20 protein-coding genes and 1 tRNA gene are annotated in these 19550 nt (G+C 59.4%); 15 read left to right on the forward strand and 6 right to left on the reverse strand.

What is annotated here, in order from left to right; translation table 11 throughout:
• Positions 1 to 216 precede the first annotated feature (216 nt).
• Positions 217 to 888 (forward strand): response regulator, encoded by a 672-nt coding sequence (locus tag KW840_RS10550; protein ID WP_007979804.1) that lies wholly within the window; start codon positions 217 to 219, stop codon positions 886 to 888.
• A complete protein-coding gene (locus tag KW840_RS10555; RefSeq protein ID WP_090453663.1) occupies positions 881 to 2269 on the forward strand; it encodes a sensor histidine kinase in 1389 nt (462 codons plus the stop codon). Before KW840_RS10550 ends, KW840_RS10555 begins: the two co-directional genes overlap by 8 nt.
• A 43-nt stretch (positions 2270 to 2312) precedes the next feature.
• Here the strand turns inward: KW840_RS10555 and KW840_RS10560 are convergent, their stop codons facing one another.
• Entirely contained in the window at positions 2313 to 3134 is an 822-nt protein-coding gene (locus KW840_RS10560) for an HDOD domain-containing protein (protein ID WP_218495110.1), read from the reverse strand.
• Between the two features lie 34 nt (positions 3135 to 3168).
• Entirely contained in the window at positions 3169 to 4110 is a 942-nt protein-coding gene (locus KW840_RS10565) for a folate-binding protein YgfZ (RefSeq protein ID WP_218495111.1), read from the reverse strand.
• Positions 4111 to 4259: 149 nt separating this feature from the next.
• On the opposite strand from KW840_RS10565, the gene KW840_RS10570 reads away from it, so the two are divergent.
• Together KW840_RS10570 and KW840_RS10575 are read left to right on the forward strand one after the other, a co-directional pair.
• Positions 4260 to 4514 carry a succinate dehydrogenase assembly factor 2 gene (locus tag KW840_RS10570; protein WP_057716026.1) on the forward strand — a complete coding sequence of 85 codons (255 nt, stop codon included), beginning with the start codon at positions 4260 to 4262 and terminating at the stop codon, positions 4512 to 4514.
• On the forward strand, positions 4498 to 4950 hold the full coding sequence (locus KW840_RS10575) for a protein YgfX (RefSeq protein WP_218495112.1): 453 nt from the start codon (positions 4498 to 4500) through the stop codon (positions 4948 to 4950). The genes KW840_RS10570 and KW840_RS10575 overlap by 17 nt, the downstream gene beginning before the upstream one ends.
• Here KW840_RS10575 and nadB read toward each other — a convergent pair.
• A complete protein-coding gene (gene nadB / locus KW840_RS10580; protein WP_218495113.1) occupies positions 4919 to 6535 on the reverse strand; it encodes an L-aspartate oxidase in 1617 nt (538 codons plus the stop codon). The genes KW840_RS10575 and nadB overlap by 32 nt on opposite strands.
• 552 nt (positions 6536 to 7087) lie before the next feature.
• On the opposite strand from nadB, the gene rpoE reads away from it, so the two are divergent.
• The 4 genes from rpoE to KW840_RS10600 all read left to right on the forward strand — a co-directional run bounded on the left by rpoE (position 7088) and on the right by KW840_RS10600 (position 10859).
• On the forward strand, positions 7088 to 7669 hold the full coding sequence (gene rpoE / locus KW840_RS10585) for an RNA polymerase sigma factor RpoE (RefSeq protein WP_003172477.1): 582 nt from the start codon (positions 7088 to 7090) through the stop codon (positions 7667 to 7669).
• 31 nt (positions 7670 to 7700) lie between these two features.
• Positions 7701 to 8288, forward strand: a complete 588-nt coding sequence (locus KW840_RS10590) for a sigma-E factor negative regulatory protein (protein ID WP_057716023.1) — start codon at positions 7701 to 7703, stop codon at positions 8286 to 8288.
• Between the two features lie 8 nt (positions 8289 to 8296).
• On the forward strand, positions 8297 to 9256 hold the full coding sequence (locus KW840_RS10595) for a MucB/RseB C-terminal domain-containing protein (RefSeq protein ID WP_057716022.1): 960 nt from the start codon (positions 8297 to 8299) through the stop codon (positions 9254 to 9256).
• A gap of 178 nt (positions 9257 to 9434) precedes the next feature.
• Positions 9435 to 10859 carry a DegQ family serine endoprotease gene (locus KW840_RS10600; protein WP_090453675.1) on the forward strand — a complete coding sequence of 475 codons (1425 nt, stop codon included), beginning with the start codon at positions 9435 to 9437 and terminating at the stop codon, positions 10857 to 10859.
• A gap of 76 nt (positions 10860 to 10935) precedes the next feature.
• On the opposite strand, the gene KW840_RS10605 is transcribed toward KW840_RS10600, so the two are convergent.
• A complete protein-coding gene (locus KW840_RS10605) occupies positions 10936 to 12369 on the reverse strand; it encodes a M48 family metalloprotease (protein WP_057716020.1) in 1434 nt (477 codons plus the stop codon).
• A 98-nt stretch (positions 12370 to 12467) separates the two neighbouring features.
• Between KW840_RS10605 and KW840_RS10610 the strand changes: the two genes are divergently transcribed.
• Positions 12468 to 12707 carry a sulfurtransferase TusA family protein gene (locus KW840_RS10610; protein ID WP_007979782.1) on the forward strand — a complete coding sequence of 80 codons (240 nt, stop codon included), beginning with the start codon at positions 12468 to 12470 and terminating at the stop codon, positions 12705 to 12707.
• A gap of 31 nt (positions 12708 to 12738) precedes the next feature.
• Positions 12739 to 13785: an AI-2E family transporter gene (locus tag KW840_RS10615; RefSeq protein ID WP_218495114.1), complete on the forward strand. Its 1047-nt coding sequence runs from the start codon at positions 12739 to 12741 to the stop codon at positions 13783 to 13785.
• Between the two features lie 142 nt (positions 13786 to 13927).
• Here the strand turns inward: KW840_RS10615 and KW840_RS10620 are convergent, their stop codons facing one another.
• Positions 13928 to 14401: a peroxiredoxin gene (locus KW840_RS10620; RefSeq protein ID WP_057716018.1), complete on the reverse strand. Its 474-nt coding sequence runs from the start codon at positions 14399 to 14401 to the stop codon at positions 13928 to 13930.
• Between the two features lie 10 nt (positions 14402 to 14411).
• Entirely contained in the window at positions 14412 to 14972 is a 561-nt protein-coding gene (locus tag KW840_RS10625; protein ID WP_007979776.1) for a glycine cleavage system protein R, read from the reverse strand.
• A gap of 327 nt (positions 14973 to 15299) precedes the next feature.
• On the opposite strand from KW840_RS10625, the gene dapA reads away from it, so the two are divergent.
• From dapA to KW840_RS10650, 5 genes are all read left to right on the forward strand, one after another.
• On the forward strand, positions 15300 to 16178 hold the full coding sequence (gene dapA, locus KW840_RS10630) for a 4-hydroxy-tetrahydrodipicolinate synthase (protein ID WP_057716017.1): 879 nt from the start codon (positions 15300 to 15302) through the stop codon (positions 16176 to 16178).
• A gap of 17 nt (positions 16179 to 16195) precedes the next feature.
• Complete coding sequence (gene bamC, locus KW840_RS10635) at positions 16196 to 17311, forward strand: outer membrane protein assembly factor BamC (RefSeq protein WP_057716016.1); 1116 nt, start codon at positions 16196 to 16198, stop codon at positions 17309 to 17311.
• Positions 17312 to 17315: 4 nt separating this feature from the next.
• On the forward strand, positions 17316 to 18074 hold the full coding sequence (locus KW840_RS10640; RefSeq protein WP_057716015.1) for an MBL fold metallo-hydrolase: 759 nt from the start codon (positions 17316 to 17318) through the stop codon (positions 18072 to 18074).
• A 28-nt stretch (positions 18075 to 18102) separates the two neighbouring features.
• Entirely contained in the window at positions 18103 to 18816 is a 714-nt protein-coding gene (gene purC / locus KW840_RS10645) for a phosphoribosylaminoimidazolesuccinocarboxamide synthase (RefSeq protein ID WP_007944067.1), read from the forward strand.
• 83 nt (positions 18817 to 18899) lie between these two features.
• Positions 18900 to 18989: transfer RNA gene (locus KW840_RS10650), tRNA-Ser, on the forward strand.
• Positions 18990 to 19550 lie beyond the last annotated feature (561 nt).

The raw sequence follows: 19550 nt of genomic DNA on the forward strand, positions 1-19550 counted from the left end.
GTTCTTATTTGTCGAAAACGCTTCGAGGCGTTTTTCGTATCGCTGTGTGGCTGCAGCGACGGCAGTCGAAACTGTCCGTGGCTGGACTGTAACGGGCTAACCTTTCGCTAACCTTTCAGCTGACTTTCACGGTTTTCGGGCTTCACAGCGGCGGTTGCGGCTGTAAACTTCGCGCCAGAGAATGGCGTCGACCATCCCGGAATGAGGTAAAGATCCATGCGTGTTCTGCTCGTCGAAGACCATTTGCAGCTCGCCGAAAGTGTCGCCCAGGCGCTCAAGAGCACCGGGCTGACCGTGGACGTCCTGCACGATGGCGTGGCGGCCGACCTGGCGCTGGGCAGCGAGGAATACGCCATGGCGATCCTCGATGTCGGCTTGCCGCGCATGGATGGTTTCGAAGTGCTGGCGCGTTTGCGGGCGCGGGGCAAGAACCTGCCGGTGTTGATGCTGACCGCCCGCAGCGACGTCAAGGATAGGGTCCACGGCCTGAACCTCGGCGCCGACGACTACCTGGCCAAGCCGTTCGAACTGACCGAACTCGAAGCCCGGGTCAAAGCCTTGTTGCGCCGCAGCGTGCTGGGCGGTGAGCGCATTCAGCGTTGCGGTGTGCTGGCCTACGACCTGGAAACCCGGCGTTTCACCCTCGGGGAAGAATTGCTGACCCTGACCTCCCGCGAACAGGCCGTGCTCGAAGCCCTGATCGCGCGCCCCGGTCGGGTGATGAGCAAGGAGCAGCTGGCGTCGCAAGTGTTCGGCCTCGACGAAGAAGCCAGCCCCGATGCCATCGAAATCTACGTGCACCGCCTGCGCAAGAAACTCGACGGTCAGCCGGTCGCCATCGTGACCTTCCGCGGCCTCGGTTACTTGCTGGAAAGCCGCGATGCATAAGCCCAGCAGCCTGCGCTGGAGGTTGCTGTGGAACCTGGCGCTGCTGCTGGTGGTGTTGATGCTGGCCAGTGGTTTGAGCGCCTACTGGAACGGACGCGAAGCTGCCGATACGGCCTATGACCGGACCCTGCTGGCGTCGGCGCGAACCATCGCTGCCGGCGTCTCCCAGCGCGACGGCACCCTCAGTGCCGACGTGCCCTACGTGGCCCTCGATACCTTTGCCTACGACAGTGCCGGGCGAATTTTCTACCTGGTCAACGACATCAATCAGAAGCTGATTTCCGGTTACGAAAACCTGCCCGCGCCACCGCCGGGAACGCCGCGCACCGATGACTATCCGGCGCTCGCACGTTTCTACAACGCCCAGTACCGCGGGCAGAACGTGCGCGTGGTGAGCCTGCTCAAGCCCGTGAGCGAGCCGAACATGAATGGCATGGCGGAAATTCGCGTGGCGGAAACCGATGAAGCGCGCGTCAGCATGGCCCGCAGTCTGGCGGCAGATACTTTGCTGCGCCTGGGCATGCTGGCAATCGGTGCGTTGATGCTGGTGTGGTTCGCGGTGAGTGCTGCGTTGCGCCCGCTGGAGCGCTTGCGCACGGCGGTGGAAGAGCGCCAGCCGGACGATCTGCGCCCCTTGCCTTTGGTGGAAGTGCAGCGCGAATTGTGGCCGCTGGTGCGCGCACTCAATCACTTTACCGAGCGCTTGCGTGGCCAGTTCGAGAAGCAGGCGCAATTCATCGCCGATGCCGCCCACGAACTGCGCACGCCGCTGGCGGCACTCAAGGCGCGCCTGGAGCTGGGCCTGCGCTCGGCCGAGCCCGATATCTGGCGCAGCACGCTGGAGACTGCCGCCCAGGGCACTGATCGATTGACTCATCTGGCCAATCAGTTGCTTTCCCTGGCACGGGTCGAAAATGGCGCCCGGGCGATTGCCGAGGGTGGCGCGCAGTTACTCGACCTGAGTCAGTTGGCACGGGAGCTGGGCATGGCCATGGCGCCGTTGGCCCACAAACGTGGTATCGCGCTGGCGCTGGAGGCGGATGAACCGGTCTGGCTGCGGGGCGAGCCGACGTTATTGAACGAACTGCTGAGCAATCTGGTGGATAACGCACTGGCCCACACGCCGCCGGGTGGCAACGTGATTCTGCGGGTCTCGGCGCCTGCCGTGCTGGAAGTCGAAGATGATGGCCCCGGCATACCTCTTGAAGAACGCGATCGGGTATTCGAGCGCTTTTATCGGCGCAATCAGCAAGTGGCCGGTTCCGGATTGGGGTTGGCGATTGTCGGTGAGATCTGCCGCGCGCATCTGGCCCAGATCAGCCTGCACGATGGCGAGCGGGCGGGGTTGAAGGTGCGGGTGAGTTTTATCTCCGGGGAGTAACACAACATCTGTGGCGAGGGGGCAAGCCCCCTCGCCACAATGATCAGTAAAACATCGTGCGCGTTTCTTCCAGGTCGGCGCACATCGCCTTGTCGTCAAAATCGATTCCAAGTGCCTTGTAGGCCGGTACGTTCAACGCATCGGTACTGGCGAGCGGGTGATCGGTGTCCTGCAGGCAATACAGGCTGGCCACCTGTACCAGATCCACATAGTCGATCTGCGCAGACTGGCGCTTGAAGTTCAGGTAAAGCCGCGGCACTTGCACCAGCATGTCGGGAAATTCCCAGACCCTGAGCAGTTTTTCGCCGATTAGCGGATGAATCCGGTCGATCACATGGTTGAGGCTGACCGGGTCGGACAGCAGCTCGTAGTGATCTTCGGCGTAGGTCAGGATCGGCAGCACGCCGATCTGGTGCACCAGGCCGCCAAGGGCCGCCTGATCGGGCTTTAGTCGGGTGCAACTGCGGCACAAGGCGTAGCTGACGCCGGCGATTTCCAGGCTTTTACGCCAGACATCGCGCATCTTCTGTTCCACCACGTCGGAGCGGGCATGGAAAATCTGCTCCATGACCAGGCCGATCGCCAGGTTACAGCTGTAGTTGATGCCCAGGCGGGTGATCGCGGTATGCAGATCGGTCACTTCCTGGGTCGCGCGCAACAGTGGGCTGTTGACCACTTTGATCAGGCGTGCCGACAGCGCGGTATCACGGCCGATCACTTTGCTCAGGGTACTGACGCTGACTTCCGGGTTTTCCGCGGCCTTGCGAATCTGCAGGGCCACTTCCGGTAACGTTGGCAGAACCAGGTCATCGTTATTGATGGCCTCAACCAAATCCTGTTGGACCTTTTCCGCCAGCTTGCTCATTTAGTCTCTCTAGGTGTCGCGCCAAGTGCTGCCGTTATTGCTGGATTTCGCGGTCGCGGTCCAGTTCATAAGGCAGGTCGAGCAGCTGCAAGGACGGCCCTTCGAGTGCGCCCAGGTGGATGTCTCCACTTTCTGCTGCTTCGGCTTGCAACACAGCCAGGAGTTCAATGTTCTGTCCGGCGCGGGCCGCCAGCACCACTTCGCCGATGGCGCTGCCGTGGGTCGGGGAAAACAGCGGGGTACCCGGTTCAGGCAGTTCGCCGGCAGCCAGTTGCAGGCGATACAGGCGGCGCTTGAGTTTGCCCAGGTACTGCATCCGCGCGACGATTTCCTGCCCGGTGTAGCAACCTTTCTTGAAACTCACGCCACCGACCGCTTGCAGGTTGAGCATCTGGGGGATGAACAACTCGCGGGTGCCGGGCATGACCTGGCCGATCCCGGCGCGGACCTGGCCCAGCAGCCATTGATTCAGATCGCCTTCGCTCAGCACAGCCGAAAGCTTGCCTTTGACTGCGTCGGCTTGACCGACGGCAACCCACAGTTCGGCACGTTCAGGCGAGACGCGGATGGCGATCAGTCCATCGTTGCGCACGACGCTGTCGGTTTCTGCCGGCAGGTCCAGGCCGAGGCTGACCAGTGCGGCGTCGCCATGGTCGACACCGAAGCGGACCCAGGCGGCACTTTCGTCGGTCAGTTTCGACTTGGAAAACACCGCGTATTTTTTCAGGTCCGCCAGTTGCGGTTCGAGCAATTCGGTGGCCATGGCCAGGACCACGCCGTCACCCTCGAGCAGGATGCGGAAACTCGATTGCATCCGGCCTTTTTGCGTGCAGCGGGCACCGAGGCTGGCCCGGGAATCGCTCAGGTAGTTGAGGTTGCAGGTCAGTTGGCCTTGCAGGAATTTGCTGGCGTCCGCGCCGCGGACCGCGAGAACACCTTCATGAGAAAGGGTGCAGAAAAAAGCAGAATCGGCCATGGGTCATCGCAGGGTAAAAAGTCTGATGGACATCATAAGGGGCCGCCTTCGAAATGGGTAGTTAACAAAGGCTCGACGGTGGCCGACCAAAGCCGACTGTTCGACGGGGCGCGGGCCTGTATACTTGCGGCCTATTTGAGGAGCGCTCCATGGTCGAAGATGTTGAACTGAACCGCCTCTATTGGCACAGCCGCCGCGGCATGCTTGAGCTTGATGTGTTGCTGGTGCCGTTTGTGAAAGAGGTTTATCGGCACCTCAACGAGGTTGATCGCGCCTGCTATGTCAGGTTGCTCGAATGCGAAGATCAGGACATGTTCGGCTGGTTCATGGAACGCAGCGAATCGGAAGATCCTGAGCTGCAACGCATGGTTCGCATGATCCTGGATCGTGTCCAGCCCAAGTAATGGGTTCGAATGCCGCTGGCATGCCTCACGGCAGTTGCTGGCGGCCTATCTTCTGGCCCAGCTGTTCGCGTTGGGTTCGTTGTTTTTACTGTCAATTCCGGTCTGGGCCAGCTCGCTCGGCGTCGTGCTGTGCGTGGTTCACGGAGCCTGGCTGTTGCCCCGGCAAATCCTGCTGACCCACCCGCAGGCCTTTTGCGGCTTGCGGCGCGATGCCGATGGCTGGCAGTTGTGGAGTCGGGCCAGGGGTTGGCAGGCCGTACAACTAAGGCCGGACAGCCTGGCGCTGCCGTTGGTGGTGGTACTGCGTTTTCGATTACGGGGCGAGCGCCGGGTCAGGGCCATTTGCGTACCCCGGGATGCGCAGGCGGCGGATGTGCACCGACGCCTGCGGGTGCGGCTCAAGTTCAGCCGACGTAGGTGGGCGGTACCAGAATAGTGTCCAGCGCGACCGGCAACATGTCCGGGTAGTCGAGGGTGTAATGCAGGCCACGGCTTTCCTTGCGTTCCATGGCTGACAGAATCATCAGCTCGGCAACCTGGGCCAGGTTGCGCAGCTCGATCAGGTCCCGGCTGACCTTGTAGTTGCTGTAGAACTCGTCGATTTCATCCAGCAACAGCTGCACGCGATGTTGCGCCCGTTGCAGACGCTTGTTGGTGCGCACGATGCCAACGTAGTCCCACATGAATCGCCGCAGCTCATCCCAGTTGTGCGCAATGATCACGTCTTCATCGGAATCGGTGACCTGACTCGCATCCCAGGCGGGAAGGGGCGTTGGCATCGGAACCCGGGGCAACTGTTCGAGAATGTCCGCGGCCGCCGAGCGGGCATAGACGAAACATTCCAGCAGCGAGTTGCTGGCCATGCGGTTGGCACCGTGCAGGCCGGTGAAACTGGTTTCGCCGATGGCATACAGCCCCGGCACATCGGTGCGACCCTGTTGATCGACCATCACGCCGCCGCAGGTGTAGTGCGCCGCCGGGACCACCGGGATCGGTTGTTTGGTGATGTCGATGGAGAATTCCAGACAACGTTCGTACACCGTCGGGAAGTGCGTCTTGATGAAGGCTTCGGGTTTGTGGCTGATGTCCAGATAGACGCAGTCGACGCCCAGGCGCTTCATTTCATGGTCGATGGCCCGGGCGACGATGTCTCGTGGGGCCAACTCGGCCCGTGGATCGAAGCGCTGCATGAAGCGCTCGCCGTTGGGCAGCTTCAGGTGGGCACCTTCGCCTCGCAGGGCTTCGGTGACCAGGAAACTCTTGGCTTGCGGGTGATACAGGCAAGTAGGGTGGAACTGGTTGAATTCCAGGTTCGCCACCCGGCAGCCCGAGCGCCAGGCCATGGCGATGCCATCGCCGCAGGCGCCGTCAGGGTTACTGGTGTAGAGGTAAACCTTGGCGGCACCACCGGAGGCGAGGATCACAAAGCGGGCGCCGTAGGTGTCGACTTCGCCGGTACCGCGATTGAGCACATAGGCGCCGAGGCAGCGATCACCTTCGAGTCCCAGGCGTTTCTCGGTGATAAGGTCAACCGCAACCCGCTGCTCCAGCAGTTCGATGTTCGGTCGTTTCCGGGCCTGGTCGAGCAGGGTGGTGAAAATGGCAGCGCCGGTGGCATCGGCGGCGTGGATGATGCGCCGATGGCTGTGACCGCCCTCGCGGGTGAGGTGGAACTCGAACCCGCCATCTTCGTTACCCGATTGTTCATCGCGGGTAAAGGGCACGCCCTGGTCAATCAGCCATTGAATCGCTTCCCTGCTGTGCTCGACGGTAAAGCGCACGGCGTCCTCATGACACAGGCCGCCGCCGGCATTGAGGGTGTCATCGACATGGGACTCAACGGTATCGGTGTCATCGAGAACGGCCGCAACGCCGCCCTGGGCCCAGAAAGTCGAGCCATTGGCGAGGTTGCCCTTGCTCAGAACGGCAATGCGCAAATGACCGGGCAAGGTCAGCGCAAGGCTCAAGCCGGCAGCACCGCTGCCAATTACCAGAACATCGTGTTGAAACTGTTGGCTCATTTCAGGATTCCGCTCAAAGCGACCCGGGTCGGGGGTGGCGCAGCTGGACTTTCGAGTCAATGCAGCCGCACTGCCCACTAGTATATAGAGGGGGGGAGCGGCACAATACCCGAGCTAGCATGGCATTGTGAAACTACCGTGACGCAAAACATCGGTCGCTTCGTCGGATGTTTTTCTGCCCGTTGGGCGCGAGAATGACTGTATCGCCGATTTAACAGTCTTTTTCCCTTCACGGTTGCACAATGTCGGGTTGGTACGGCTATAAATAATTGGAACTTTTGCCAAAGGCCCAAGATCAATAGACGGTTGCCTGAAACAAGGGACAGTGTCGGTTTCAGTGCGGGATTGCAGTTCGATCCTTGCTGAAGAATCCGATGACAAGATTATCCGCGCAGCCGGGTCAACTCGTGCTGCGCTTTTCGTGCGTGCCAAATCAGAGCCCGCAGGAAACTTGCCTGGAGGGGGAGAACTTTTGCGAAAAGCCCGAGTCTATGTTTGCAAGTCTGGTGGTTTACTTCTGCAAGCCTCCTCCGAGCTCATCGAGGAGTGTTCATGCTAACCCAGGAAGAGGATCAGCAACTGGTCGAACGCGTTCAGCGCGGCGACAAGCGTGCTTTCGATCTGCTAGTGCTGAAATACCAGCACAAAATTCTCGGGTTGATCGTGCGTTTCGTGCACGACACCCATGAAGCCCAGGATGTGGCACAAGAAGCCTTTATCAAGGCATACCGTGCACTTGGAAATTTTCGCGGAGACAGCGCGTTTTATACGTGGCTTTACCGCATCGCCATCAACACGGCGAAAAACTATCTGGTTTCACGCGGCCGTCGGCCGCCGGATAGCGATGTCAGTTCCGAGGATGCAGAGTTCTACGATGGCGATCATGGCCTCAAGGATCTCGAGTCGCCAGAACGGGCTTTGCTGCGGGATGAGATCGAAGGCACCGTCCATCGAACCATTCAGCAACTGCCGGAAGATTTGCGTACGGCTTTAACTTTACGTGAGTTTGATGGTCTGAGTTACGAGGACATTGCGAGTGTCATGCAATGTCCGGTAGGCACCGTGCGCTCCCGGATTTTCCGCGCCCGGGAGGCCATCGACAAAGCCCTGCAGCCGTTGTTGCAGGAAAACTAAAGACAGCGGCGACAGCCAAGAGAGGAACGCCATGAGTCGTGAAGCCCTGCAGGAATCGCTGTCCGCAGTGATGGATAACGAAGCGGACGAATTGGAATTGCGTCGGGTATTGAATGCCTGTGACGATGTAGAAACCCGTGAAACCTGGGCTCGTTATCAGATCGCTCGGGCAGTGATGCACAAGGATCTGCTGCTTCCACGCCTGGACATCGCCGCGGCTGTTTCTGCTGCCCTGGCTGACGAAGCCGTACCGGCAAAAGCTTCCCGTGGTCCATGGCGCAGCCTGGGTCGTCTGGCGGTCGCTGCCTCGGTGACCCTGGCGGTGCTGGCCGGCGTGCGTCTGTACAACCAGGATGAGATCGCCGGTGTCGAACTGGCCCAGCAATCCGCTCAACCCGGACTGGCTGCTCCACAAGTAAAAGGCCCAGCCGTTTTGGCAGGCTACAATGAGAGTTCGGATGCTACTGGCCCAATGGCCAACGGCGTACTGCAAGGTCAGCCAGGCTGGCACGATCAGCGTCTGCCAGGTTACTTGCGCCAACACGCACAACAGGCTGCATTGAAAGGCACTGAGAGCGCTCTGCCTTACGCTCGTGCCGCAAGTCTGGAAAACCGTTAAGGAGGATCATGCGCGCCATACCTCTACTTTCGCTTCTGCTCAGCGGCTGGTTCATCGTTCCAGCCCAAGCCGGTGAAGCCCAGGACTGGTTGACCCGCCTGGGCCAGGCAGAGCAACAGCAAAGCTTTCAGGGTACTTTCGTCTACGAGCGTAACGGTAGTTTTTCTACCCATAACATCTGGCACCGCGTCCAGGATGGAAAGGTCCGCGAGCGTTTGATCCAGCTCGACGGTTCCGCTCAGGAAGTCGTTCGCATTGATGGGCAAACCCAATGCGTCAGCGGCACACTGATAGCAGGGCTTGGGGACTCCCCGAACTCCGCCGCCCGTGCACTCGATCCTCAAAAGCTCAAGAATTGGTATGACCTGGCCGTCATCGGCAAGTCGCGTGTCGCCGGGCGTTCGGCGGTGATCGTATCGCTGACACCCCGTGATCAGCACCGCTACGGTTTTGAACTGCATCTGGACAAGGAAACCGGCCTGCCTCTGAAGTCCTTGCTACTGGACGACAAGGGGCGGTTGTTGGAGCGCTTCCAGTTCACGCAAATGGATACCGCTGACGTCCCTTCCGAACAAGACCTGCAGGCCAGTAATGATTGCAAGCCGGTCAATCTCGAAAGTGACAAGGCCTCTGCCGTCAAGGCTGCCCAAGTCTGGCGTTCCGACTGGTTGCCGCCCGGCTTCGAGCTGACCAGCAGCACCGCTCGCAAGGATCCGCAGACCAAGACCCAGGTCAATAGCCTGATGTATGACGATGGCCTGACGCGTTTTTCGGTATTCCTCGAGCCGTTGAATGGCGCAACAGTCACCGACACCCGTACTCAGTTGGGGCCGACCGTTGCGGTTTCCCGGCGCTTGGCCACGGCACAGGGCGACATGATGGTGACTGTCGTTGGCGAGATACCGGTCGGTACTGCTGAACGGATAGCGCTTTCGATGCGCACCGACGCCGCTGCAACCAAGCAGTGAGCTGAATTTGAAATGTTTCGTGAGCATTTCAGTTTGCAAAAATCCCGTAAATTTTTTATAGGTCAGAGCCCCTCGGCTCTGGCCTTGTTTGTTGTTCCCGGAACAAAAATACCGGCGTATTGTTCCCGGTGTTCCTTGCTCCATATCGCTTAACCATGCTCGTCGTAACGGGAGCCGTATGTCGATACCACGCTTGAAGTCCTACCTTTCCATTATTGCCACCGTGCTGGTGCTCGGTCAGGCGGTCACCGCCCAAGCGGTCGAATTGCCTGATTTTACGCAACTGGTCGAACAGGCCTCGCCTGCGGTCGTAAACATCAGTACCACGCAAAAGCTGCCGGATCGCAAAGTCAACCAGCAAATGCCCGACCTCGAAGGCTTGCCACCGATGCTGCGCGAATTCTTCGAACGGGGCATGCCGCCACAATCGCGCTCACCTCGTGACCGTCAGCGCGAGGCAACCTCCCTGGGTTCGGGTTTCATCATCTCTTCCGATGGCTATATCCTGACCAATAATCACGTGATCGCCGATGCTGACGAAATCCTCGTCCGCCTGGCCGATCGCAGCGAAATGAAAGCCAAGCTGATCGGTACCGATCCACGTTCCGACGTGGCGCTGCTGAAAATCGAAGGCAAGGATCTGCCAGTGCTCAAGCTCGGTAAATCCCAGGACCTGAAGGCTGGCCAATGGGTTGTCGCGATCGGTTCGCCATTCGGCTTTGACCACACGGTGACCCAAGGCATCGTCAGCGCCGTCGGTCGCAGCCTGCCGAACGAAAACTATGTGCCGTTCATCCAGACCGACGTGCCGATCAACCCGGGTAACTCCGGTGGTCCGCTGTTCAACCTCAACGGTGAGGTGGTCGGGATCAACTCGCAGATCTATACCCGCTCCGGTGGCTTCATGGGCGTGTCGTTTGCAATCCCGATCGACGTGGCCATGGATGTTTCCAATCAGCTGAAATCCGGTGGCAAGGTCAGCCGTGGCTGGCTGGGCGTCGTGATTCAGGAAGTGAGCAAGGACCTGGCCGAGTCGTTCGGCCTGGAGAAGCCGGCCGGTGCGCTGGTTGCCCAGATCCAGGACGATGGTCCGGCTGCCAAGGGCGGCCTGCAAGTTGGCGACGTGATCCTGAGCATGAACGGTCAGCCAATCGTCATGTCGGCCGACCTGCCGCATCTGGTTGGCGCGTTGAAGGCTGGCAACAAGGCCGATCTGGAAGTGATTCGTGACGGCAAGCGCAAGAATGTCGAATTGACAGTCGGCGCGATTCCGGAAGAAGGCAAGGAGCTGGATGCGCTGCCAAAATCCAGCATCGAGCGCAGCAGTAATCGCCTGGGTGTTTCCGTGGTCGAGCTGACTGACGAGCAGAAGAAAACCTACGACCTCAAGGGTGGTGTGCTGATCAAGGAAGTGCAGGACGGCCCTGCTGCCATGATCGGCTTGCAGCCGGGTGATGTGATCACCCATCTGAACAACCAGGCCATCGGTTCCACCAAGGAGTTCGCGGACATCGCCAAGGCGCTGCCAAAGAACCGTTCGGTGTCGATGCGGGTACTGCGTCAGGGGCGTGCGAGCTTCATCACCTTCAAGCTGGCTGAATAACCCGGTTGTTGGTTGCATAAAAAACCGCCTCGTAAGAGGCGGTTTTTTTGTGTCCGGACCTTTTGTCGCCGGGGCGTCAGCCCATCATGTCCTTGATCATGCGCTCTTGTTCCATCAGCTCGCGTTGCCGCGCGTCGATCCGCGAAGACAGCGGGAAGTTGCTGCCAGCCCTGCGTTTGGCGAAGTCCAGTTGCTGAATGGCCTGTTTGTAGTCACCGACCAGCGCAAAGTATTCGGCGCGAGCCTGATGCAGGCCGATGATATTGCCCGACAGGCCGCGCGTCTCGGCAACCTGATACCACACGTCCGGGTCATCCGGGCGGGACTTGAGCAGGCTTTCGAGGGCTTTCTCCGCATCCGCAGTACGGTTTTGCTTGAGCAGCAGGTCGACGCGGATCTGGTTCAGCGGGTAGTTGCCAGAGTATTGGCCCATCAACCGGTCAACCCGGGACTGGGCATCCGCCAGGCGATTATTGGTGATATCCAGATCGACCTGAGCCAGGTTGTAGATGATTTCGTTGGGTGACTTGGCCAGCAACTGCTTGAGGTTTTCCCGTGCTTCGTTCAGTTGGCCGCCCTTGATCTGGGCGATCGCCAGGCCGTAGCGTGCCACGTCGTTTTTCGGGTTCTCGTCGAGCTGGGCGCGGAAGCGCTTGGCGCCAAGCCCCGGGGTTTCTTCATAGATCAGCTGTACGCGTGCGCGGATCAGTTGGTAGCGCATGCTGTCTTCGATACCGCCCTTTGGAAACTGTTCGGCGCGGTTGCGGGTGTCGGCGATACGCGATTCGGTGACCGGGTGGGTCAGCAGAAATTCCGGTGGCTTGGCATCGTAGCGGTACTGACGCCCCAGCCGTTCGAACATGGTTGGCATCGAGCGGGGATCGTAACCGGCCTTTTCCAGATTGAGGATGCCGATACGGTCGGCTTCCTGCTCGTTCTGGCGGGAGAATCGCCGCTGTTCCTGAATGGCTGCGGCCTGTGTGCCGGCAATGGCCGCGATCCCGGCGTCACCGCCACCGGCGGCTGCCAGCACGATACCCGCCAGCAATGCAGCCATCATGGGTACTTGCATGCGTTGCTGCGCTTCGACGCCCCGGGCAAAGTGGCGCTGCGACAAGTGAGCCAATTCGTGCGCCAGTACCGAAGCGTATTCGCCCTCGGTCTGGGCGTTGAGGAACAAACCACCGTTCACCCCGACGATCCCGCCCGGCGCTGCAAAGGCGTTGAGCTGCGGGCTGTTGATCAGGATGAATTCCAGGCGTCGGTCAGTGACCTGGCTGGTCTCGACCAGTCGGTAAACGCTGGATTCCACGTAATTCTTGAGCTGAGGATCGTTGAGCTGCGAAACCTGACTGCGCAACATTGCCAGCCAGGCGCGACCGAGCTGGTATTCCTGTTGCGGTGAGACAATGGCAGAACTGGCGTCGCCGAGTGACGGCAGGTCGTCGGCAAAGCCCGGTGAGGCGAGCAGGCAAGCGAGCGTCAGCAGGGTGGGGCGCAAAAAAGTCATGCACAAAGCCTTAGTCGACAAAGACCTTACTGTAGCCGGACACCGGCGTTGCGACCAGATATTCTAGGCAACACAACCACCTGACCCGGAGTGATGCAATGACCGACGCTGTAGAGCATGACGTTGAACTGGACGCCAGCGGCCTGAATTGCCCGTTGCCGTTGCTCAAGGCCAAGATGGAGCTCAACCGGCTGGCCAGTGGCGCGGTGCTCAAGGTCATCGCCACCGATGCGGGTTCGCAACGCGACTTTCGCACCTTTGCCCGATTGGCCGGTCATACCCTGCTTCGTGAAGAAGATGAGGCGGGTGTTTACCGCTACTGGTTGAAAAAAGCCTGAATTCGGCTGCGTTTACTCCTAAGGATTATTGATGTTCAAAGTGTTGCGCGACTGGATTCAGCGCTATTTCTCCGATGAAGAAGCGGTGGTGCTGGCTGTCCTGCTGTTTCTGGCGTTCACCGCCGTACTGACCCTGGGCGGTATGCTGGCGCCGGTGCTCGCCGGGATGGTGCTGGCGTACCTGATGCAGGGGCTGGTGGTGACCCTCGAGCGCCTGCGGGTGCCGGGCGGGGTCGCGGTGGGGTTGGTCTTTGCATTGTTCATGGGGCTGTTGCTGGTGTTTATCGTGGTGGTCGTGCCGTTGCTGTGGCATCAACTGATCACGTTGTTCAACGAGTTGCCCGGCATGCTCGCCAAGTGGCAGTCGCTGTTACTGCTGCTGCCCGAACGCTATCCGCATCTGGTGTCCGATGAGCAAGTACTGCAGGCCATCGAAGCGGCGCGGGGCGAAATCGGCAAGTTTGGTCAGTGGGCACTGACGTTCTCGCTGTCGAGCCTGCCATTGCTGGTGAACATCATGATCTATCTGGTGCTGGTGCCGATCCTGGTGTTTTTCTTCCTCAAGGATCGGGCCATGATCGGCCAGTGGGTGCGCGGTTACCTGCCCCGTGAGCGGGCATTGATCACCCGGGTCGCCCATGAAATGAACCGGCAGATCGCCAATTACATTCGCGGCAAGGTCATCGAAATCTTCATTTGCGGTGGCGTGACCTACATCGCCTTTGTTGTCCTTGAACTCAATTACGCGGCGCTGCTGGCACTGCTGGTGGGGATTTCGGTGGTGGTGCCTTATGTCGGCGCCGTTGTGGTGACCGTGCCCGTATTTCTGATTGCACTGTTCCAGTGGGGCTGGAGCGATCAGTTCATATACTTGATGGCGGTCTACGGGATCATTCAGACGCTGGATGGCAACGTGCTGGTGCCATTGTTGTTCTCGGAGGTCATCTGCGCAGTGCTGTTGTTTGGCGGGTTGTGGGGGTTCTGGGGGGTGTTCTTCGCGATTCCCCTGGCGACGCTGTTCAAGGCCGTGCTGGATGCCTGGCCGCGCAAGGAGCCGGAGGTCGCGCCGCTGCTTTAAGGGGCAGGTTTGATCGTTCAGTGGGGCTGATGACCCCTTCGCGAGCAAGCTCGCTCCCACAGTTGACCGAGTTGTTCAGAAAATCACGGTTAGCTGTGGGAGCGAGCTTGCTCGCGATGGCGTCCGAAAGAACGCCCGGAAATCAGGCCTTATTCAGAGCCTGGGCCGCGGCCAATACCGCATCAACATGCCCCGGCACCTTCACGCCGCGCCATTCCTGGCGCAGCACGCCGTTGGCGTCGATCAGGAACGTGCTGCGATCCACGCCCATGTATTCCTTGCCGTAGAGCTTTTTCAGCTTGATCACGTCGAACAGCTGGCAGATGGCTTCGTCCTTGTCGCTGATCAGCTCAAAGGGGAATTCCTGTTTGCACTTGAAGTTCTCGTGGGATTTGAGGCTGTCGCGAGACACGCCGAACACTTCGGTATTGGCGGCCTTGAACGCAGCGTATTGATCACGAAAGCCCTGCCCCTCGGTCGTGCAGCCCGGTGTGCTGTCCTTGGGGTAGAAGTAGATCACTACCTGCTTGCCTTTCAGGCCGGCGAGGCTGACGGTTTGCCCGCTGGTGGCGGGGGCTTGGAAATCGGCAACCGGTTGGTCGATGGCAACGGCCATGAAAGCTTCCTTACATTGGGTTCTGTGGGCGCCAGGGTTCGATCAGGGCATCGAGGTTCAGCGCGTCGGCAAAATCCAGGAACTGATCGCGCAGCCAGCTGATTTGCACGCCGGCCGGCAAGGTCACGGTAAACGTGGCGTTGAGCATGGTGCCGCCGGTCTGCGGAGCCTGATAAGTGTCGCAGGTGAGGTTTTCCAGCTCGACATTGTGGTCCATGAAGAACTGGCACAGCTCGTTGATGATGTCCGAGCGGTAGGCCGAGCTGACATAAGCGACGTACGGCAGGGCCTGAGGGCGGTTTTCCAAGGCCGCGCTGCGCACCACGTTGACCGTGAACGCATGCCGCTTGGCCAATACTGGCAGGCTGCCTTCCAGGCGTGCCAGGGCATCCCAGCTACCGGAGATTTCCAGCACCAGGGCACTGCATTCGCCATGGCGGGTCAGGCGAGAGGTGACAACGGCGCAGCGGTTTTCATGGCTGGCGCGGCACAGGACGTTGGTCAGCTCCATGGGGTTGGCGCCGAGGGCACTGATAACAAGGAATTGTTCGCGAACTGTGGGGGTGGACATGCAGCATTCCTAAAGCGATGAGCGGTCGGTACGTCCAGAGGGCGTTTTGCCGGGGCGAGCCTGCGGATGCGAATTCAGAAACCCCCAAGCGGCAGGTCGCGACGTGCTCCGGCAGGGCGGGAGCGAGAGGCGGCAACGCTGGATCAGGGCTTGTGATGCCGTAAATGGAGGCTGAAACCCGGCGCGCGAGCTTGTCTGTACCGATCAAAGTCTGAAGGGTAGCGAAAACCGGCGCCAAGGGGAATGGCGGCAGCACAGTACTTCGCTTGTGCAAGCATCTTGGCGCCAGTACCATTACGGCTCTCTTTTTCCGGCAGGAGCGGTTTCATGATTGCGGGCAGTATGGTGGCACTGGTCACACCCATGGATGCACAGGGGCGTCTTGACTGGGACAGCCTCAGCAAACTCGTGGACTTCCACCTTGAAAACGGCACCCATGCCATTGTCGCCGTCGGCACCACCGGCGAGTCGGCAACCCTCGACGTCAACGAGCACATCGAAGTCATCCGTGCCGTGGTGAAGCAGGTCAACGGTCGTATTCCGGTGATTGCCGGTACCGGCGCCAATTCGACCCGCGAAGCCGTCGAATTGACCCGTAATGCCAAGGAAGCCGGCGCCGATGCCTGCCTGCTGGTAGTGCCGTACTACAACAAGCCGACCCAGGAAGGCCTGTACCTGCACTTCAAGCACATCGCCGAATCGGTCGACATCCCGCAGATTCTCTATAACGTTCCCGGCCGCACCTCCTGCGACATGCAGGCCGAAACCGTGATCCGCCTGTCCACCGTGCCGAACATCATCGGTATCAAGGAAGCGACCGGCGACCTCAAGCGCGCCAAGGCCATCCTCGACGGCGTAAGCAAGGACTTCATCGTCCTTTCCGGCGATGATCCGACCGCGGTCGAGCTGATCCTGATGGGCGGCAAGGGCAACATTTCCGTTACCGCCAACGTCGCGCCGCGTGAAATGGCCGATCTGTGCGAGGCCGCCCTCAAGGGGGATGCCGAGACTGCACGGGCAATCAACGAAAAACTGATGCCGCTGCACAAGGACCTGTTCATCGAAGCCAACCCGATTCCGGTGAAGTGGGCTTTGGTTGAAATGGGCCTGATGCACGAAGGCATTCGCCTGCCGTTGACCTGGCTGAGCGCACCTTGTCACGAAACGCTGCGCACGGCCCTGCGCCAGTGCGGCGTCCTGGTTTAATTGAGGAAGTACAACGCATGAAGCGAATGGCCGGACTTTCCGCACTTGCCTTGATTATCTCCAGCACCAGTGGCTGTGGATGGATCTGGGGCCCGGAAGGTTATTTCCGTGACCGTGGTAGCGATTACCTGGAAGCGCAACAGACTGCACCGATGCAAATGCCACCGGATGTCCGTACCGCCAAGCGTCTGGATCCGCTGTTGCCGATCCCGCGCAACGTGGCCGATGACACCGCCAAGGGCGAATACATCGTTCCTCGGCCGCAGCCGCTGACCGCGGGTGCTGACGCCGGTGCCTACTCCCTGCAGAAGAGCGGCGGCTCCAGCTCCATCCTGGCGCAGAATCCGCCGGCTGAAGTCTGGCCCGTGGCCGTTCAGTTCTTCCAGGACAACGGTTTCCGTCTGGATGAACAGCGTCCGCAAACCGGTGAATTCACCACGACCTGGCAGCATTCCGATGAACTGTCTGCGGCCATGGCCAAGCGCCTGAGCGCGGCCGGCGTCAGCACGGACAGCGAAACCCGCGTGCGGGTGCGCATCGAGCCGGGCGTGCAGCGCAATACAAGTGAAGTCTATGTGGTCAGCGCCGAGCGTCCCGCCGGCAGCACCGCCGACGTGGCCTTCACCAACCGTTCGGTCAACACTGGCCTGGACGCGGCACTGGTCGACGACATGCTCGCGAGCATGAGCCGTATCTCCGAGAAGGGCGGTTCGGTCTCCATGCTGGCTTCGCGTGATTTCGACGCGCCAAGTCGTGTCAGCCTGAGTGAAGACGGCAGCGGCAACCCTGTGCTGAACGTCGGTACCGACCTGGATCGTGCCTGGTCGAGCGTCGGTCGTGCGCTGGAACAAGGCGAATGGCGTGTTGAAGACATCAACCGCAGCTTGGGCCTGTACTACATCAACCTGGCCGAAAAAGCCGAGAGCAAAGACGACAAGCCAGGCTTCTTCAGCAGTCTGTTCGGCAGCGCGCCGAGCAAGGAAGAGCTTGAGGCCCGCGCCGAGCGTTATCAGGTTCGCCTGAGCAAGGTTGGCGAGAACGTCCAGGTCACCGTAGAGAAAAACATCAACACCGTGGCGCCGGCCGATGTGGCGCGTAAAGTGTTGAGCAAGATTCAGGACAACCTGGGCTGATCCTATGCGTTTTGCCGTTCTCGGCAGCGGTAGTCAAGGGAACGGCACGCTGATAGCCAGCGCTGATACGTACGTATTGGTGGATTGTGGTTTTTCCCTGCGGGAAACCGAAAAACGCCTGCTGCGCCTGGGTGTGAACCCTGCGCAGCTGAGCGCGATACTCGTGACCCACGAACATGCCGACCACGTGCATGGCGTGGGTTTGCTGTCTCGGCGCTACAATCTGCCTGTCTACCTCAGTCGCGGGACCTTGCGCGGGATGCGCAAACCTATTGAGCCCGCAGGCTTTCTGGCCGGCGGCGATCAACTGCAAATCGGCGACTTGAGCATCGGTGTCATTGCCGTGGCCCACGATGCACAAGAACCGACGCAATATGTTTTCAGTGACGGTTTACGGCGCTTCGGCCTGTTGACCGACCTGGGCTCGTATTGTGACAAGGTGCTGGACGGCTATCGGGACCTCGATGCGTTGATGATCGAGTCCAATCACTGTCGTGACATGCTGGCTCGCGGTCATTACCCGTACTTTCTCAAGCAGCGGGTAGGCGGTGAACTGGGGCATTTGAATAACCACCAGGCGGCATTCCTGGTGGCCGAGCTGGGCTGGAAAGACCTGCAACACCTGGTCCTGGCCCATCTGAGCAGCAAGAACAACCTGCCGCGGCTGGCCCGGCAATGTTTTGTCGACACCCTTGGGTGCGACCCGGACTGGCTGCAACTGGCCGATCAAGATTCAGGGCTCGACTGGCGACATATCGCCTAGCCCATCTACTTAGCAAGCGGAGCCCATCATGGAAAAACGTGAAGAACTCTACCGCGGCAAAGCCAAGTCGGTTTACAAGACCGACGACGCTAACCGCTTGATCCTGCTGTTTCGTAACGACACCTCGGCGTTCGACGGCAAGCGCATCGAGCAGCTCGACCGCAAAGGCATGGTGAACAACAAGTTCAACGCCTTCATCATGCAGAAGCTCGAAGCGGCCGGCGTGCCGACCCAATTCGACAAATTGCTGGGCGACAACGAATGCCTGGTGAAGAAACTCGACATGATCCCGGTCGAATGCGTCGTGCGTAACTACGCCGCCGGCAGCCTGGTCAAGCGTCTGGGTGTCGAAGAGGGCATGAAGCTCAACCCTTACACCTTCGAACTGTTCCTGAAGGACGACGCCAAGGGCGACCCGTTCATCAACGAATCCCACGTCGTGGCCTTTGGTTGGGGCACCGCCGAGCAACTGGTTCGCATGAAAGAGCTGTCGCTCAAGGTCAACGAAGTCCTGAGCAAACTGTTCGACGACGCCGGCCTGTTGCTGGTCGACTTCAAACTGGAGTTCGGCGTGTTCCACGATGGCTCCATCGTGCTGGGCGACGAATTCAGTCCGGACGGCTGCCGTCTGTGGGACAAGGCCACCGGCAAGAAAATGGACAAGGACCGCTTCCGTCAGGGCCTCGGTGACGTCATCGAAGCCTATGAAGAAGTCGCCAATCGCCTGGGCGTACCGCTTTAACCGACGCAAGCATCTGATAGCACAGAAATATTTCGCTTAGGGGGTTCGCTTCCTGCGAAAGTGTTGTTATGATGCGCGCCGTTGGAGAGATGCCAGAGTGGCCGAATGGGACGGATTCGAAATCCGTTGTACCTTCACCGGTACCTAGGGTTCGAATCCCTATCTCTCCGCCATTATTGAATAAGACTAAGCCCCTGTAATCGTTAAAGATTACAGGGGCTTTTTCGTTTCTGTCGTATTGGTCGGGTGTTTCGTGCCCCGGCATTTTCGATGCGATGCCTGCTGTGCTCTTGGGATCCACCGGGTATCCATTTGCCGTAGGGCTTTCTCACCATTGTTGTGTCTATATGTCCAGGTGATGTGGTTTGGGTTCGTTGCTGCCCCAGTGCTTTATATAGATGCTGGAGGTTCTCATGGTGGCGACCCGGGTGCTCTGGTAAGGAAGAAGAATTTTCAGGTGGGGGGTTGACCACGTATTTTAATACTGTATTATTCGCCTCCCGCTAACGAGCAGTTTGATGTGGCTCTTGGTTTAAGTAGTTGATTTTATTGAAAAATCAGAAACTTTTAAGGTTGCAAATTGAAAAGATGCGCTGTAAGATGTGCACCTCGGTTGAGACGAAAGATCTTAACCAACCGCTCTTTAACAACTGAATCAAGCAATTCGTGTGGGTGCTTGTGGAGTCAGACTGCTAGTCAACAGATTATCAGCATCACAAGTTACTCCGCGAGAA

Origin of the sequence: Pseudomonas sp. PDM30, from assembly GCF_019218985.1 — a bacterium.
Classification (GTDB): domain Bacteria; phylum Pseudomonadota; class Gammaproteobacteria; order Pseudomonadales; family Pseudomonadaceae; genus Aquipseudomonas; species Aquipseudomonas jessenii.

Coding starts and splice junctions, on each gene's coding strand:
- KW840_RS10550 (WP_007979804.1), top strand. CDS start 217: ATGCGTGTTCTGCTCGTCGAAGACCATTTGCAGCTCGCCGAAAGTGTC.
- KW840_RS10555 (WP_090453663.1), top strand. CDS start 881: ATGCATAAGCCCAGCAGCCTGCGCTGGAGGTTGCTGTGGAACCTGGCG.
- KW840_RS10560 (WP_218495110.1), bottom strand. CDS start 3,134: ATGAGCAAGCTGGCGGAAAAGGTCCAACAGGATTTGGTTGAGGCCATC.
- KW840_RS10565 (WP_218495111.1), bottom strand. CDS start 4,110: ATGGCCGATTCTGCTTTTTTCTGCACCCTTTCTCATGAAGGTGTTCTC.
- KW840_RS10570 (WP_057716026.1), top strand. CDS start 4,260: ATGGTCGAAGATGTTGAACTGAACCGCCTCTATTGGCACAGCCGCCGC.
- nadB (WP_218495113.1), bottom strand. CDS start 6,535: ATGAGCCAACAGTTTCAACACGATGTTCTGGTAATTGGCAGCGGTGCT.
- rpoE (WP_003172477.1), top strand. CDS start 7,088: ATGCTAACCCAGGAAGAGGATCAGCAACTGGTCGAACGCGTTCAGCGC.
- KW840_RS10590 (WP_057716023.1), top strand. CDS start 7,701: ATGAGTCGTGAAGCCCTGCAGGAATCGCTGTCCGCAGTGATGGATAAC.
- KW840_RS10595 (WP_057716022.1), top strand. CDS start 8,297: ATGCGCGCCATACCTCTACTTTCGCTTCTGCTCAGCGGCTGGTTCATC.
- KW840_RS10600 (WP_090453675.1), top strand. CDS start 9,435: ATGTCGATACCACGCTTGAAGTCCTACCTTTCCATTATTGCCACCGTG.
- KW840_RS10605 (WP_057716020.1), bottom strand. CDS start 12,369: ATGACTTTTTTGCGCCCCACCCTGCTGACGCTCGCTTGCCTGCTCGCC.
- KW840_RS10610 (WP_007979782.1), top strand. CDS start 12,468: ATGACCGACGCTGTAGAGCATGACGTTGAACTGGACGCCAGCGGCCTG.
- KW840_RS10615 (WP_218495114.1), top strand. CDS start 12,739: ATGTTCAAAGTGTTGCGCGACTGGATTCAGCGCTATTTCTCCGATGAA.
- KW840_RS10620 (WP_057716018.1), bottom strand. CDS start 14,401: ATGGCCGTTGCCATCGACCAACCGGTTGCCGATTTCCAAGCCCCCGCC.
- KW840_RS10625 (WP_007979776.1), bottom strand. CDS start 14,972: ATGTCCACCCCCACAGTTCGCGAACAATTCCTTGTTATCAGTGCCCTC.
- dapA (WP_057716017.1), top strand. CDS start 15,300: ATGATTGCGGGCAGTATGGTGGCACTGGTCACACCCATGGATGCACAG.
- bamC (WP_057716016.1), top strand. CDS start 16,196: ATGAAGCGAATGGCCGGACTTTCCGCACTTGCCTTGATTATCTCCAGC.
- KW840_RS10640 (WP_057716015.1), top strand. CDS start 17,316: ATGCGTTTTGCCGTTCTCGGCAGCGGTAGTCAAGGGAACGGCACGCTG.
- purC (WP_007944067.1), top strand. CDS start 18,103: ATGGAAAAACGTGAAGAACTCTACCGCGGCAAAGCCAAGTCGGTTTAC.